This is a genomic window from Gardnerella swidsinskii (genome assembly GCF_023277705.1).
GTDB lineage: Bacteria > Actinomycetota > Actinomycetes > Actinomycetales > Bifidobacteriaceae > Bifidobacterium > Bifidobacterium swidsinskii.
The window spans coordinates 706,475-723,443 of sequence record NZ_CP083176.1; the positions used below are offsets into that span (position 1 = coordinate 706,475).

Below are 16,969 nucleotides of genomic sequence, written 5' to 3' on the forward strand. Positions count from 1 at the left end.
TTCTACTCCCCCTTCGTTTCGAATCCTGCAGACCTGCCAGTTTTAAAGCCAAGTTGCTTTCTATAGATCTCCCAATACCTCCCGTGCGCTGCAACAAGCTGAGCATGCGTGCCGCGTTCAATAATTTTCCCGTGATCTAGCACAACAATCATGTCTGCATCTTTAACGGATGAGATTCTGTGCGCAATAGTGATTATTGTGCGCGTGCCATCAAGCTTTTTCAGCTCCTGCTGAATATGCTCTTCCGTTTCCATATCTACAGCAGAAGTTGTATCGTCCATAATCAAGATTGCAGGATTATTTGCCAACGCTCTAGCTAAGCTCAAACGCTGCTTTTGCCCACCAGAAAGACCTACCCCACGCTCGCCTACTACTGTTTCATAGCCTTCTGGCATATCCATAATAAAATCGTCTGCTGCAGCAATTGTTGCCATCGTGCGAATGGTATTATCTAATTCCTTACAATTTTCTTTAGTTTGAGGTAATCCAAAACTAATATTTCCTGCAATAGTGTCCGAAAATAGGAATGTTTCCTGCGCAACTATGCTAACTTGGTTACGAACAGTTTCTAACGGCCATTCGCGCACGTCTTTTCCGTCAATTAAAACACGACCACGCGTAGGATCATAGAATCTTGCTATAAGACTTACGAGAGTTGATTTGCCGGAACCAGTTTCACCAAGAATACCCAGTTTGCTTCCAGCAGGAACGTCTAAATCAATATCTTTTAAGATTGGAGAGTCTTGATCGTCTGGGAATGAAAAATCAACATGCTCAAAAGTAATTTTACCTCTAATTTTAACGGTTTCGTCCGCTTCTTTTGGATGTCTAATATGCGATTCTTGCGTAAGAAGTTTGCGAATATTCACGCATCCTGCGTTAAAACGCTGCCAATCATTAATAAGCCAGCCCACCATTCGTACAGGCATGTGTAGCATCCAAAGGAAGCTATTAAAAGTGACGAATGCACCTAAAGTCATGTTGCCATTCAAAACAAGCCATCCGCCGAAACCAACTGTTATAAGCTCAAGCACAAAACCCATGCCATCGAGCCAAGGCATGTATTTTTGAGTATTTTTTGCAAGCGTAATATTGCAATTAAAGTAGTCTTCGTTGCACTTATCGAATTTCTTAGTTTCGTAATCCTCACGCACGAAAGCTTTTACTACGCGATTCCCCTCGATATTTTCTTCCACCATTGAATTCATGCGCGCAAAGGATTCACGAATTGCAAGGAATTTCGGTCTAGCTTTTTTGCCCATAATTTTTGCGAGCAGAAACAAAAATGGCGTAATTGACATAAGTGCTAAAGCGAGCTTCCACTGAATTGAAAACATTATAACCAGCGCTAGCACGAACATTACTACACAATCTAACGCCATATACGAAACCCAACTTAAAATATGACGAATCGCGTCAGTATCCGATGTCATACGACTCATAATGTCGCCTGTGCGCGTGTGATTAAAGTACGTAAAATCGAGAGAATGAAGCTTTTCGTACTCGTCGCTCACCAGGCGATACACGGCATTTTGACCAAACTTTTCCATTAAAAGCTGGTAAATATACCTTGAGCCAACGCGAACAATCATCATTGCTACCATCAAAACGCATACGCTTATAAGCAAATTATGCTGTTTGCCAATAATGATTTTGTCTACAATAAAGCCCGAAAGCAACGGCATTGTCATTGCCATCGTGTCATTGATAATAAATAGAAAAATAGCAAGCCAAACTTTCCACATGTCCGGCTTACAGTATTGCAATACCCAGCGCACGTTACTCGCATCTTTGCGTTTATTCGGATTGACGTACATGCGCCAGCTTCTCCTTTGTTTCCGATTTTGCTTTTTGAGACTTAATTTTAAATTTATACTATTTTCTCACATTAGCATACACAAAAAGATGTGGCGTGTAGCCAAAAGACTACACGCCACATGCTATAAGTTAAGCAATCAGCTTAGTAAACTTGCGCGAATTATCGCTACAAATTTACTTACTTCTGCCAGCCCATATCCTCTGGGTAGGTGCTTGCGTAACCAGCAGGGCCGTTGTTAGCAAAGCCCTTCTTGAACACCTGGTAAATAGGAGGAGCAGAAACTGGAAGAGTTCCGTAGAGTGCGAGAGCTGCAGACTCTGCCTTGTTTGCATAATCAGTCTGTTCCTTGTAATCGTAGGTCTTGCCAATCTTGTTGAGCATAGCATCAATCTTCTTATTGCCAACGAGACCGAGGTTGGAATCGCTATCAGACTTGTAAACCTGGCTTGCTGCAGACAAGAAGCTCAATGGAGATGTGGACTGCCATGCCAATGGAAGCACCTGGTACTCGTGCGAAGCAACAACCTCGGAGAACTTAGCAACAGCATGGTTCACAGTCTTGCACTTAATTCCAGCCTTCTTCATCATGGCCTGGAATGCGTTAGCAAGAGCTGCCTGAGTAGAATCATCGCCGAAGAAGGTGAAGGAAATCTCAAGAGTCTTGCCATTCTTGGCGTAGTAGCCATCCTTGCCCATCTTGTAACCAGCAGCTTCAAGGGTCTTCTTAGCGTTTTCGGTGTTGTACTTGCCGTCAGCAGGAAGATTGTTCTTGTAGCCAGCCTGGAACATGGAGAGAAGCTCAGAACCTGGCTGCTCGCTCTTCCAGTTCATGCCCTGGAACTGAATCTTGTTGTAGGTAGCAACGTCGAATGCCTGAACAACAGCCTTACGAACTGCAAGCTCGTTAAGTGGCTTGGACTTAGCGTTGAAGTTAAGCACGCGAACCTTGGTGCTGTAGCCGTAACGCAGCTGAGCGCCCTTAACGCTACGAGCAGACTTGATTGCGTCCTTAGAAGAAATGGTATCGGTTACAGCATCGATTTCACCGTTCTGGAAAGCGTTCAAAGCTGCAGTATCTTCCATACGCTTTACAACGACCTTATCGAGCTTTGCCTTCTTACCCCACCACTTTGGATTGCGGGTGAAAACAACCTGATTTTCGGTTGCGGATTCAATCTGGAATGGACCTGCACCCCACTCGTTGTGAGGATTGTTTACCCAACCCTGGTTGAAGGTCTTAACGTCACCGGCCTTTGGATGAACCAGTGGAGCGAAAAGCATTTCCCATGTTGCGCATGGCTTCTCATAAGTCACTATAACCTGCTTTGGAGTGGAACCTTGTTCAACACTCTTGATGCAGTCATAGCCTTCAGTACTTGGGACGGAGTATTCCTTGTTCTTTCCGTTCAAAGCCTGCCAAGTAGCCTTAAATGCGGTGTAATCAATATCAGTGCCGTCATTCCACTTGGCCTTTGGGTTCAAGTTGTACTGAACAACGAGTGGCTTATCGCTAACCTTCTTGACGGAAGTGATGTAGTCAGGGTTGTACTTAAGCTTTTCACCCTTAACGGTGTCATAAGCCATAAGATTTGGCTGGTAGAAGCCCCACAAAGTATTCATGTAACCAGAGTTACCGTCGTTAGAAGCGTAATTCCAGTTTGGACCGAGAACAGGAAGAGCAACGGTGTAAGTGCCGCCGTCCTTAACGTTGTCACGTGACTGTGGATTATCGTAACGCTTGTTGACATCTGGCATTGGAAGTTCGCCAGTGTAAGAAGTGTCAACACCAGCAGCTGGCTCTTCAGTCATACCTGCTTTACCAGCATTGTTAGTAGCACCGCCGCAAGCGCCGAGCAGCATTGCAACAGAAAGTGCAGCTGCGGCAAATACAGTCAGTTTACCTGCATTTGTATTTTTCATGATTCCTCTCATTCCCCGGATGATGTCCGTCTTCCGGTATGTTGTATGAGTATATACAACTCTATGACATTCGACAAATCGTTTTCACAAAATATTGATTTTTTTCTTTTCAACTTTATGAAAATTAGGCAAAAAAGAATAATTTATTATCTATAATGAGCAAAACAGAAAATTTTTTAGTTTATTTTGGCTAAAAAACAAAATATATTACGTTTTTTAAATTTATGTTACACAATAAAAAATCGCGCATGTTGTAATAAACATGCGCGACTAAGTAATTTATTCAGATTGATGAAGATTAACTAAAATCAACAAGTCATGAATTACCTAACATCGTCAAAATTATCTTCTTCAGAAAGAATAATACGCTTACGGTTCTTCTCAATTGTAGGATCCGGAATTGGCACAGCGCTAATCAAAGCCTGAGTGTAAGGGTGCTTTGGATTATCAAACACCTCATCCGTTTCACCAGATTCAACAATTCGACCGTGATACATAACAGCAATACGGCTAGAAATGTGACGAACCACAGCCATGTTGTGAGCCACGAACAAGTAAGCAACACCCAACTTGTCTTGCAAATCTTCAAGCAAGTTAATAATTCCAGCCTGAATAGAAACATCCAAAGCCGAAACTGGCTCATCAAGAAGCAAAAGCTTAGGATTCACAGCCAAAGCGCGAGCAATAGCGATACGCTGACGCTGACCGCCGGAGAACTGCGTTGGGAAGCGATCAACTTGATCAGGATTCAACTCAACCAATTGCATAAGCTCAGCAATACGCTGGCGAATTTCTTCCTTCGACTTCTTTTGCACGAGCAAAGGCTCGGCCAAAATATCGTAAACAAGCATACGAGGATCAAGCGAGCTCATTGGGTCCTGGAACACGTACTGAATCTTAGAACGAAGTTCGCGACGCTGCTCACGAGTCAACTTATCGTTCAACTCAGTACCAAAAACTGTAATAGAACCAGACTCAGGCTTCTTCAAGCCCATAATCTCCATCAAAGTCGTGGACTTACCAGAACCAGACTCGCCAACCAAAGCAACTGTTTCGCCTTCACGAACCTCAATACTCACACCATCAACCGCGCGAACTTCGCCAACCTTGCGTCGCAAGAAGCCACCGCTAGTAATTGGGAATGTTTTAACCAAGTTCTTAACATCCAAAACAACTTTTCGTTGTTCACGAGGAATGCCTTCAAACATTGGCTTAATTGGCTTTTCGGTTTCCGCATGAAGCAACGAGCGAACAGTTTCGCTTTCAGCTTCAAGACCCATCATTGTGCTGTCGTCGCCGCTTTCTTCTTCAGCCATAAGCATATCCATAGTCGGCTTAGAAATTGGAGTCAAACGACGAGTGCGCTTTTGATCAACGCGAGGAACAGCACCCAACAAGCCAATAGTGTACGGCTGAGTTGGGTGAGCAAAAATCTCTTCAACGCTATTATGCTCAACCAAATGACCCGCATACATAACAATAACTTCGTCTGCAACGCCAGCAATTACGCCCAAATCGTGAGTAATAAAAATCATTGCAGCGCCGGTTTCGCGCTGAGCTTTCTTCAAAACTTCCAAAACCTGAGCCTGAATAGTCACATCCAAAGCGGTAGTAGGCTCGTCGGCAATAATAATGTCAGGATTATTGGCAATAGCCATAGCGATCATCACGCGCTGGCGCATACCACCAGAAAACTCGTGAGGGAAAGCCTTCAAACGCTCAGCCGGCTTAGTAATACCAACCAAATCAAGCAATTCAATAGAACGCTCGCGAATCTGCTCTTCAGTCATGTCAGGATTATGAATAACCAAAGCTTCCTTAAGCTGATCACCAATAGAGAAAACAGGGGTTAAAGCAGAAAGAGGATCCTGGAAAACCATGGCAATATTCTTGCCACGAATCTTACTCATTTCTGCATCAGACTTAGTTAAAAGCTCCTCGCCCTTATACTTTACAGAGCCTTTAACGCTAGCGTTTTTATCCAGCAAGCCCATAACAGCCAAGGACGTAACCGACTTACCAGAACCGGACTCGCCAACGATACCAATAGTCTTTCCGCGGTACAAATCAAAATTCATTCCGCGCACAGCATGCACAGTACCAGCTTCAGAAGCGAAGCTAATTTGCAAGTCGCGTACTGAAAGCAACGGTTCGTTGTTTTGATCTTCCATCGTGGTTTCTTCCTTAATAGCGTTATTTGCAATATCAGTCATGTTTATCACTCCAAACGCTCGTTAGTCGGCCTTACCAACAGACCTAGAATATGGATCAATGGCATCACGCAAACCGTCACCAATAAGCTGCACGGAGAAGGTTAGCAAAACAAGCACTGCAGACGGCACCAAAAGCACCCACGGAGAAGTCTGCACAACGCTTTGGCCAGCATTAAGCAAAGTACCAAGAGAAGTATCCGGAGCCTTAATACCAAGGCCCAAGAAGCTCAAAGCAGTTTCGCCGTTAATCGCACCAATAACACCAAGAACCGTGTTAATAATCAATACAGAACCCAAGTTTGGAACCAAGTGGCGCACAATAATGCGGAACGAAGAAACGCCCTCGAACTTAGCTGCACGAACATACTCACGTTCGCGCAAGCTCAAAGTCAACGTACGAAGAGTACGAGCGTAACCAATCCAACCAAAAGCTGTTAAGCCAAATGCCAACCACAGCCAATCGCTACCACCACTAGAAGCACTAATGATTAAAGCAATCAGCAGGAAGGAAGGAACAATCAGCAGCATGTCCAAAAGCCACATACCAACCTGCTCAAACCATCCTTCGAAGTAAGAAATAGCAGTACCAACCAAAGCAGCAATAACTGTAATGGTAATAGAGCTAACAATACCAATGGAAAGTGAACGACCAAGTCCGCGCACAACCATTGCGTACATGTCTGAACCGCCTGGCGTAGTTCCCAGCCAATGCTCTGCAGAAGGAGGAGTTGCTAGAGAAGAAAAGTCTGGTTCGTCGTAGCTCCACTTTGAAATCTTTGAGCCAAACAAAGCAAAAAGAATCAAAATTACGAACATAACCAAGCCCACAACTGCAGACGGGCGACGGAAGAATCGACGCGTATAAAGCGTCATCTTACCAGTGCGCTTAAAGTTGCCCCAGGCACCAGCAGTAGCTTTTCTATCTGCAGCAGATTCTTGAGGTTTTGAAGATACATCTTTTTTATTCATATCAAATTCACCTACACTGTTCTGCTAGTTCAAACGAATACGTGGGTCGAGCCAAGCAGAGAAGATATCTGCAAGCAGAGCACCAACTAAGGTACATACAGCACCAAACGCTGCAATAGCAACAGAACCGTTAATATCGTTCTGCATAATGGTCTGAACGAAGTAGCTACCAAGACCGTTAATAGCAAACACGGTTTCAGTAATCACAGCACCCGTAAACACGCCTGCAATAGAGAAGGCGACGTCAACAGCTGTTGGAATCAAAGAAGTACGCAAAGCGTGGCGGCGAATAGCCAAATTCAAAGGTAAGCCCTTAGCGCGAGCCGTACGAACGTAATCAGCATTCATAGTATCGAGAAGATACGTGCGCTGCGTTAAATGATACCCAACCATGCCAGGAATTGTCATAACAATCGTCGGCAAAATCAAATGCTGAAGGAAGTCAAGAAGGAACATGAACGGGTCAGAACCCTGGTAAGAGTGCAAACCAGTAACGTAGAAAAGTCGCACGCCTGTTGCGTGGTTAATGCTAATAGCAGCAAGCACAACCATCAAACCCAAAACTGCTGCAGGAACAACCAACAGGAAGGTTGCGGTGGAATTAAGAACTCTATCTTGCCACTTGTACTGACGGATAGCAGTGTAAACACCAACGCTAACACCGAGAACAATGCCAAGAATTGTAGCGCCTGTAACCAGCTGAACAGATGCGCCAATACGAGACATAATTGCCGGACCAACTGGAGCTTGATCTGGGCTCAATCCCCAATCCCACTTAGTAAAAATGTTGTAAATCCAACGGCAATAACGAGTAAACACTGGAGTCTGGTCGTTAATATTTGCCAAATCCAAAGAACGGTTGATTGATGCAATAGGTGGATGCGGATGCCTAGACATGTAGTTCGAACGCGGTCTCATAAAAGCACTTGTCAAGAAATACGTCATGGATACGGCAACAAACAACATCACCACATAATTCAGGCATCGTTTAACGATGTATCGTATCATTGTGACTCTTTTCTACGACTAGCCATTTTTTACCTCCATTCGGCATCCATAAATCTTGTGATTTACAGTATTGCCGATCTAACACTCGACCTTGAAAAGGGCGTGTTTGAATCAACCCTTGTCAATCCGGGACACATAATTAGTATATTTTTAGCCAAGCTATGTACAAAGAGACAAACAGAAAATATTTTTGCACAACACTTTTCTCAATACCCAAGGGAAAAATTTCGTATATATAAGTTACATTATACATATCTAAACATGCAAAAAAACGCAAAATATCAGTGATTTCTAGCTATATTTTTACACAAAGACATGTATTTTAAAATCAAAAAAGTATTTTTATACATACAAAATACGTTTTATAAGCAAATATAATAAATTCAAAATTTAATTACAAAAACTGAATATTTACCGAAAAAATTGTAGTTTTACTAAAATAATTAATAGTATTCAAGCAAATGCCGAAAATAGGCATAGACAAGAAACACACGCGAGACATTGAGCAGTATACAATATTTTTTATTCGTACTTTCAACTCTAAAAGGAGAATGAATAAGCTCATGGCTGAAAACGTCAAAGCCGTAACTCTGGAACATGTAAAAAATTATTCCAAACATTTTAACGAACAGCGCGCAAATCTTCTCGCCGCGAATGCAGCAGTAACAAATGGTGTGCTTAAAGCCGCAACAAGCTACCAAGGCAAGCGTGCTCTTCCTCGCGAATTCTCAATAGAATTAAAACAAGGCAGCATTACCAATCAGAAGCGCTCCGGACGCTGCTGGATGTTCGCCTCACTTAATACTTTGCGATACGAAGTAATGCATAAGTGGAATTTAGACGACTTTGAGTTTTCAGAAAGCTACCTATTCTTCTGGGACAAGATTGAAAAAGCAAACGCTTATTTGGAAAATGTGCTTTCAACACTTGATGAAGATGTTAATAGCCGACTTTTTGAGAGCATTAACTATGGTCCAATCGATGACGGCGGCTGGTGGCAAATGTTCGTCAACTTGGTAAACAAGTACGGACTTATGCCAAAGAGTGCATATCCAGATTCACAGAACTCAGTCGACTCTGATGCATTCGTACAATACATCAATACCAAGTTGCGCGAGTTTGCATACGAATTGCGTGAAGCTCATAAGAACGGAACTTCTTTGGAAGAATTGCGCGAAATGAAAGTTCGCGATTTGGAAACCGTTTATCGTATGACAACTATTGCCCTGGGTGAACCACCTGCACAGTTTGACTTCTTCGCACGAACTAAAGATGACGATGACGATAAGAAGGACGGCGAAAAAGACGAAACCAAGAAAGATGGCGAGAAAACCGGCAAAGCTGACAAGCCAAAAACCGGCAAAGATGAGCGTCCAATGATTTGTGAATACGGAATTACTCCACTTGAGTTCGCAAAGAAGTACGTTCCAGTTGACGTAAACGACTTCGTAACAATATGCAACGCACCTATGGAACGCACACCATTCAACAAGCTCTACCAATTTAAGTACAGCACCAACGTAGCTGAAACAAAGGAAATGGAATTTGTTAATGTGCCTCTCGATGTATTCAAAAAAGCAGCTGTAGACCAATTAAAAGATGGTCATCCAATCTGGTTTGCATGCGATTGCACGCAGTTCTCCTTGCGTGACAGTGGATTCTTCGATCCTGCAGTTGTGCGCGTAGATGAATTGTTTGACGTGAAGTTTACATTCGATAAAGCTCACGGCTTGGAATATATGGATTGCCCAGGAAATCACGCAATGACATTCACTGGCGTGAATCTTAACAAAGATGGCGAGCCAGATCGCTGGAAGATCGAGAACAGCTGGGGCAAGGATGCTGGCGAAGATGGCTATTATGTTGGCTCAGCAGAGTGGTTCGATCGTTATGTGAACGAAATAATCATCAACAAAAAGTACCTTGACAAAGAAACTTTAGCTGTATTGGATCAAGAACCAGTAATGCTTGAACCGTGGGCGCCACTTTCGAAGCGTTGCCGTTAAATCGTTACCATTAAAATTAAGTTTGGTAACTATGTGAGCGCAGATTGTTTTTGCAGTCTGCGCTTTTATTGTTGTTTTACTTTTTTCACAAATTAAAAAGAAGCCCGGCGGGAAGAGAAACCCGCCGGGGCAGAGAGAAAGAGAGAAGAAGGTTTCAATTATGGGGTTCGAAAACGAACCTCGCTAATGGCGAACCATTAACATATGTTAGTATAGCTAAACATTCGTCCAAAGAAAAGAGTTTTTCCTTAAAATTTCCTTAAAATATTTTCTTTTAGAGAACCATTTGCTATGTTCTTTAATTTTACAATTTATTTATTGAGAATTTCAACCTATTTCTCACTATTTTCCAAAGATTTTTTTGCTGCAGCAAGTCTTTCCGCCTCGACACGCTGACGCTCGGACAAAGCAGATGCAAAACGCTCAAGCTCCTCCTCAACTGCTTCTTTTGGAATCTTGGCAAAAATAGGACTTGGCTTAGGCACAGGCGTACCTGCTACCAACTCCTCACTCTCCCAAGGATGAACAGTTTCCCCCAAGCGATAATCGCCCGTAATAATCGGATACTTGAAGTCTGGATTATCCAAATCTTCAACTTCTTCAATATGAGGCAAAGGCGAGAATACGCCAGTGCCACCAAGTGCTTCCCAAACTTTTTGAGCTGCATGAGGCAAGAATGGCGCAAGCAGATGATTAGCATCCGAAACAGCCTGAGCTGCAACATGCAACACAGTACCAAGGCGATCCTCATCATCTTTAATTTTCCAAGGCTCAGTTGCAGAAATATATTTATTAATATCCGCAACTACTCGCATTGCTTCAGTAAGAGCATTCTTCTGACGATGACGCTCAATCAAACTACCAACCAAAGCAAAAGCATCAGAAGTTTGATCGAGAAGAGCGCGATCCATTGCAGTCATAGAATCTTCATCAAGAGGAGGAATTGCACCAAAGTTCTTATTAATAAGATTTGCCACACGATTGACAAGATTACCCCAGCTTGCAGCAAGTTCTTCGTTATTGTGACGAGCAAACTCAGCCCAAGTAAAATCAGCATCAGAATTTTCTGGACCCGCAATAGAAATGTAGTAACGCACAGCATCTACAGGGTAACGTGCCAAAATATCCTTCACATAAATCACGATTCCGCGCGAAGAGCTGAACTTCTTGCCTTCCATAGTCATGAACTCAGAAGCAACAACCTGTTCAGGCATGTTCAATGGGCCATAAATGCCAGCCTCACCACCTTTAGAACCAGCACCGTTGTAGGCAAGCATTTCCGAAGGCCAAATCTGAGAATGGAAAGTAATGTTATCTTTGCCCATGAAGTAGTATCCAGGAGACTTAGGATCACACCACCAATCACGCCAAGCGTCTGGCTTGCCTTGTCGACGAGCCCATTCAATAGATGCAGACAAGTAGCCAATAACAGCATCAAACCAAACATATAAACGCTTATTTGGATTATCAATCCATCCTTCAACAGGAACAGGAATGCCCCAATCAATATCGCGCGTAATAGCTCGCGGCTTTACTTCATTAAATAATCCAAGCGAGAAATTAATAACATTCGTGCGCCAACCTTCGCGAGAATGAAGCCAGTTAACATTCGCTTCAGCCAAAGCAGGCAAATCTAGGAAATAATGTTCAGTTTCTTCAAAGCGCGGAGTTTCACCATTAATTTTAGAAACTGGATTAATAAGCTCATCCGGATCAAGCTCGTTTCCACAAGCATCACATTGATCGCCACGAGCACCATCTGCGCCACACAATGGGCATGTGCCTTCAATATAACGATCTGGCAAAGTACGACCAGTGGAAGGAGAAATAGCAACCTTCTGAGTGCCCTTGTAAATATAGCCGTTCTTTAAGCACTGACGGAACATTTCTTGCACAACATGCTCGTGATTTGCAGTGGTAGTACGCGTGAACAAATCGTAGCTCAAACCTAAATCGCACAAATCCTTAGTAATCACACGATTATAACGATTAGCAAGCTCTTGTGCAGAAACGCCTTCCTTATCTGCTTCAACCAAAATAGGTGTACCGTGCTCATCCGTGCCAGACACCATTAATACGTCATTACCTTTCATGCGCTCGTAACGCGCATATACGTCTGATGGGACCCCGAAGCCTGCGACGTGACCAATATGACGAGGGCCGTTAGCATACGGCCAAGCAACATTCACCAAAATATGACTCATAGACAATTATTATCTTGTTCAACGCGGACAGTACATAAGAACATTGCAAAAAGAATCCCAAATATACGAGAAAAACACGCTGGATAACAAGCCTCACACGAGTTCATCCACATATCCACAAGTTATAAAACCAGCCTGGAATTGAAGCAAATATAAACATAATCTCAACTTATGCACTACGAAACTAATGCACTAGAAAACATGCACTAAAAAACAACAATATGCACAATACGAATCGTAAATAATCGCGCTGAAAAATAAATATGCAAAAAGAAAGGATTAAAGAAAATTGAAAAACCAACAAAATATGCGCAATTTATTGGATATTTGCGAAGAAACACAAACGCAATTCCCAGAATTACTTGACGACAACCATTTACCAGGTCCAATGTGCATGAAAAAACTTTCTCAAATTGGTGTATTCAATAGGCTTGATTTAAATGTAGGATATTCAAATAAGGCAGCTATTTCCACTCAAGGAAGAAGCAATATTGTGAGCAATCTTATGCCTACAGAAAGCATAGCCTGTTTATTTACTGCAGCATGGGTTTGGATAGGAGGTCATTTTCCTGAAAATATAGATGTTATTGATTATGGGCACAGAAGAAAAAAGCCACACGGTCATGCGATTCGCGCATTTCGAAGACACTTAAACAATGAAGAATACGTAATACTTGGGAAAATTAGAATAACAACGCCAGAACGAACAATTTGCGATTTAGCGTACACTCCAAGCGAAAACGAAGAGTACGAACCTTATAGAAAAGATATTGCTCACCTATTGATATCTAAATACAGCATTGACTTGCGAAAATGCAAACGTACTATTGACGGAAACCCATATTTCCCAGGCTCAATACATGCAAGAAATTGGATACGAAACATTGCGAAAGAAGCAAACAAACCATGGAAATGAAGAACTCTTATGCAACTAAAACAAACAGCCCTCCAAAACCACCTATAATACTCACGCCATCTGTTGCTATCGACCCTGCAACAAAAACGGAAGTGCTATGGTACATCGCGCAAAAAATACCGGAACTTCGAAAATGGATTATTGCAAACCCTTCAGCAGACGCGCAAATTTTAGAATATATTTCTCAACAAGGTGGACCTGACGTTCGTTACAGTTTTGAAGTGCTATTTTCTGCGTATGACAGCAATGAATAGAAAGCAAAAAATAGTAGCAAAAGCAGAAATCTTATTTTTGATCAGGTTTATGCTCAAGACAAGACGCATAAACTTGCTTACGATTAGCAAAAGATCCGTCAGCAAACGGATGCTCTTTTACTACTTTCGTAATGGCTTCTTTTATGCGCAAGCCTTCAGATTCTGCACATTCAAGCGAAAGCTTTGCAAGAGCATCAATGCTTAAATCTGTGCTTTCAGACTGTACTTCTTCGTCACTTGCACCACCGATAACTAAAACTATTTCACCTCGAGGAGGATCCGCTAAAACACCATCGTGAATACTTTGCACAGTTCCACGACGAATTTCTTCAAAATCTTTTGTAAGTTCACGGCATAACGCCATTGGACGATTAGAGCCAAGTACTGCCAATATGTCTTCCATAGCTTCTGCAATACGATGTGGAGCCTCATAAAATACTATTGTTCGTCGCTCGGCTTTAAGCGAGCGCAAATGCTGTTGACGCTCACCAGATTTACGAGGCAAAAAGCCTTCATAACAGAAGCGATCGGTTGGCAATCCAGAAAGAGCAAGCGCATCTAAAACTGCACTAGGACCAGGCGCGCAAGTAACAGGCAAATCTCGCTCTATTGCACGTCGAACAACAGCAAGACCCGGGTCGTTAATGGTAGGCATACCTGCGTCTGAAACAACAAGAACAGTGCTACCCTGCTCAACTTTGTCTAGCAAGCCATCTGCCTTATTTCGCTCATTATGATCGTGGTATGCGATTACGCTACCAGAAACATGCACACCAAGGCGATTCGCTAAATCATAAAGCCTACGCGTGTCTTCAGCAGCAACAATATCAGCAGTTTCAAGAAGATTAATTAATCGTGCAGAAGCGTCTGCCATATTCCCAATAGGCGTAGCAGCTAAAACAACTTTACCTAAACTATCTTCTTCGTTACACATCTTGAATCTCCTTATAAAACTTCTTAAAACTCTACACGAATTTATAAAAGAACGCACTTACAAAGCGAGGTATTTGATTAGAATTATGCTTAGTGTAATTGCAATATAAGCGAAACGAAAAGAGACACTATGAAGATTATAAATCAGAAAATAAAAAGTATAGATGGAAGCGATGCGCAGCTTATTGGGTATATTTTAGACGATAATTTAGATAGCAAAGGCTTGCAAAACCGTCCTGCAATTCTAATTTTGCCAGGCGGTGGCTTCTTGCGCGTATCGAATCGTGAGGCAGAGCCTGTTGCCATGAAGTTTGCTGCAGAAGGATTCCACACTTTTGTGTTGCGATACTCGCTTACTCCAAGCACATACCCAACTCAGCTTTTAGAAGCAGCAGAAGCGATGAGCTTAATTCGCAAAAACGCAAAAGAATGGCACGTAGATGCGCAAAAAGTTGCAATTATTGGATTCTCCGCTGGAGGGCATGTGGCTGCAAACCTTGCAACTAGCGTTAGCGACGAAGTTGAGGAAGCAAACGGGTATGCTGCTGATGACGTGCGACCAAATGCTCTTATGCTCGCATATCCTGTTATTTCTGCTGGGAAATATGCGCATAAGCCAACGTTCGATCGTCTATTTGGAGAAGTTAGCAACGAAGAGCGAACTGAACTTGTCAATAAACTTTCGCTGGAAAATCACGTGGATCGTAAAACTCCACCTGTATTTGTATGGCAAACCATTACTGATCAAACAGTTCCAGTAGAAAATTCAATAATGTTTGTGAACGCTTGCGTTGAAGCTGGAGTAAGTGTTGAAGCGCACCTGTTCCCTAAAGGACCTCACGGCTTAGCTTTGGCAGTTAAAGAAACAGCAAAACGCGACGAAAACGGAAATGTGCTTACTGAATTTGTTCAGCCAGAAGTTCAGCAGTGGGTTAAGCTTGCTTGCGATTGGTTGCATCGCACTTTTGCGTAATTTAACTTCAACTCTCCCGCGTTTGTTCCCTTTTTAACCCATTTGGTAAACAAAGCAAAAACAAAACGTCGCCCACACACCATGATTGATATGTCGACGACGTTTTGTTACTTGCTATTAATAAGTAATTTTAATTAATCTCAATATTTAAGAGAAAATCACACTATTAATATTTCACACTATTTTTGGCATTGGAGTAGTTAGTGAAGATGTGAGATTTACTTGCACAACTCCAGCTCCAGCGTGAACTTCCACTTTCTTCAATGTCACAGTGCGCTCTTCAGCAGACTTATGATCGTCGTCAGTCATAGTTGCAGGAGATTTAACAGCAACTAGCGCAAGACTGTTAAAATCAGCGCCAGCATTCGCGCACAAATCCTCAGCTGCAGATAACGAATCTTCAAAACCAGCTTTTTCAATCACACGTTCAGTTGGAACACCGTAAGCTTCTGCGCACAGCAAGTTAATTCGCTCCCTAAGCGTCTTTCCACGCCTACTTTCTGGAACTTTCGTTTCAACATCATCAGTTATTGCAGACACAAAATCGTCCAGCTGATTTGCCAAACCATCGCCACCATCGCGGAATAAATTGCCAACAATCGGCTTTCTGAATCCTAAAGACTTAGCTTGTTCCAACAATTCAGGAACTTGATTATCTTCACCTTCCCACAAATTAATCAACGGGAACGTAGGGATGTTAAGAAATTCCAAACGAGAAACATGGAATGGGTAACGCCAAGCCAAAGTTTCGTCATCTCGCCAAGTAGTTGCGCGAGTAACTACAACTGCAGCAGCAGGCCACTTTGCACCAAACTCGCGAGCAGCAATATCTAACCACTTTTGAGCACCAGCATCCGTACCATAACCTGCTTCTACAACCACAACATCATGCTCAGCGCAAGCCATTTCAACACTTACAAGGCTTGGAATACCAAGCGAAACGTTCGCAAACGGGCCACAATGAACGTAAATTGGAGAACCATTAATCGTCTCAGTTTTAGCAGGCTTTACAGCGTCGGCAAGAATATTGGTGATTCGCCACAAATCCACAAACTCGCCAAACTGAACAGGCTTACCGTCTTTTGTGCCAGCAATCATTGAAGAAACACGATGAGAAATCTCGTCCATACTGCGCGACAACACTACGATTTGCATGAGCTCGCAAGTTGGCGTCAAAACGACGCGCTCAGGAACAGTCCCCTTGCCAAAATCAACAGCAATGCTTCGCAAAGATCGCGAAGGAACTTCGCTAACTCGAGGAACTAAAATAGTATCAAGGGCACCCTCGTCGACTGCTTTTTCCGCAAACGACACAAGCAAATTCTGCGCGCAAGCAATAGCAGCCATTTCACCACACAAACCCCAGTCAATCAACTCAGGGTGAGAAAGCGAAGACTTACCGCCACCACTTGCACCACCTTTAGAACCAGCAGCTGTAATGCCCATGCTTGGCTGACGAAGAACTGCAGCTGCGTCCACACCTCGCTCACGCAAAGCATCAACCAACGCAATAGTTGTAGTCGTTTTACCTTCTCCGCGAGAAGCTTTCAAAGGAGTATCAGCAGTAACAAGCAGAACTTTACCGCGCTTCCTAGGCTCCTCTGGATGTTGCTTTAAATAATCCAAGTACCCAAAGGCATCAATTTTTTTAACCAAACCGAATGTTGTAGTGTATGAATCAAGAATGCTCATGTACCCCTCTTTCATAGGCATATTGGCACAACTATGCATGCGGATAATGTTAATTACATGAT

At 42.9% G+C, this 16,969-nt stretch carries 12 protein-coding genes; 4 read left to right on the top strand and 8 right to left on the bottom strand.

Annotation, left to right across the window (positions count from 1 at the left end; all coding sequences use genetic code 11):
- Positions 1-2: 2 nt before the first annotated feature.
- From K9E37_RS02690 to K9E37_RS02710, 5 genes are all read right to left on the bottom strand, one after another.
- Entirely contained in the window at positions 3-1,817 is a 1,815-nt protein-coding gene (locus K9E37_RS02690) for an ABC transporter ATP-binding protein (protein WP_033888404.1), read from the bottom strand.
- 179 nt (positions 1,818-1,996) lie between these two features.
- On the bottom strand, positions 1,997-3,739 hold the full coding sequence (locus K9E37_RS02695; protein WP_064622146.1) for an ABC transporter family substrate-binding protein: 1,743 nt from the start codon (positions 3,737-3,739) through the stop codon (positions 1,997-1,999).
- 323 nt (positions 3,740-4,062) lie between these two features.
- Positions 4,063-5,952, bottom strand: coding sequence for an ABC transporter ATP-binding protein (locus K9E37_RS02700; protein ID WP_064621661.1), 1,890 nt, complete (start codon positions 5,950-5,952; stop codon positions 4,063-4,065).
- A 21-nt stretch (positions 5,953-5,973) separates the two neighbouring features.
- A complete protein-coding gene (locus K9E37_RS02705) occupies positions 5,974-6,921 on the bottom strand; it encodes an ABC transporter permease (RefSeq protein WP_064621662.1) in 948 nt (315 codons plus the stop codon).
- Between the two features lie 24 nt (positions 6,922-6,945).
- Positions 6,946-7,929, bottom strand: a complete 984-nt coding sequence (locus K9E37_RS02710) for an ABC transporter permease (RefSeq protein ID WP_033888405.1) — start codon at positions 7,927-7,929, stop codon at positions 6,946-6,948.
- A 563-nt stretch (positions 7,930-8,492) separates the two neighbouring features.
- Between K9E37_RS02710 and K9E37_RS02715 the strand changes: the two genes are divergently transcribed.
- Positions 8,493-9,935, top strand: coding sequence for a C1 family peptidase (locus K9E37_RS02715; protein WP_102703489.1), 1,443 nt, complete (start codon positions 8,493-8,495; stop codon positions 9,933-9,935).
- A gap of 332 nt (positions 9,936-10,267) precedes the next feature.
- On the opposite strand, the gene metG is transcribed toward K9E37_RS02715, so the two are convergent.
- Entirely contained in the window at positions 10,268-12,139 is a 1,872-nt protein-coding gene (gene metG / locus K9E37_RS02720; RefSeq protein WP_004108005.1) for a methionine--tRNA ligase, read from the bottom strand.
- A 289-nt stretch (positions 12,140-12,428) separates the two neighbouring features.
- On the opposite strand from metG, the gene K9E37_RS02725 reads away from it, so the two are divergent.
- On the top strand, positions 12,429-13,055 hold the full coding sequence (locus K9E37_RS02725) for a hypothetical protein (RefSeq protein ID WP_420842988.1): 627 nt from the start codon (positions 12,429-12,431) through the stop codon (positions 13,053-13,055).
- Positions 13,046-13,309, top strand: coding sequence for a variant leucine-rich repeat-containing protein (locus K9E37_RS02730; protein WP_012914504.1), 264 nt, complete (start codon positions 13,046-13,048; stop codon positions 13,307-13,309). Before K9E37_RS02725 ends, K9E37_RS02730 begins: the two co-directional genes overlap by 10 nt.
- A 31-nt stretch (positions 13,310-13,340) precedes the next feature.
- Here the strand turns inward: K9E37_RS02730 and rsmI are convergent, their stop codons facing one another.
- Positions 13,341-14,243: a 16S rRNA (cytidine(1402)-2'-O)-methyltransferase gene (rsmI, locus tag K9E37_RS02735; RefSeq protein ID WP_004108018.1), complete on the bottom strand. Its 903-nt coding sequence runs from the start codon at positions 14,241-14,243 to the stop codon at positions 13,341-13,343.
- Between the two features lie 129 nt (positions 14,244-14,372).
- On the opposite strand from rsmI, the gene K9E37_RS02740 reads away from it, so the two are divergent.
- A complete protein-coding gene (locus tag K9E37_RS02740; protein WP_004108020.1) occupies positions 14,373-15,215 on the top strand; it encodes an alpha/beta hydrolase in 843 nt (280 codons plus the stop codon).
- Between the two features lie 174 nt (positions 15,216-15,389).
- Here the strand turns inward: K9E37_RS02740 and K9E37_RS02745 are convergent, their stop codons facing one another.
- Positions 15,390-16,907, bottom strand: a complete 1,518-nt coding sequence (locus tag K9E37_RS02745) for a formate--tetrahydrofolate ligase (protein WP_248893592.1) — start codon at positions 16,905-16,907, stop codon at positions 15,390-15,392.
- Positions 16,908-16,969: the final 62 nt, after the last annotated feature.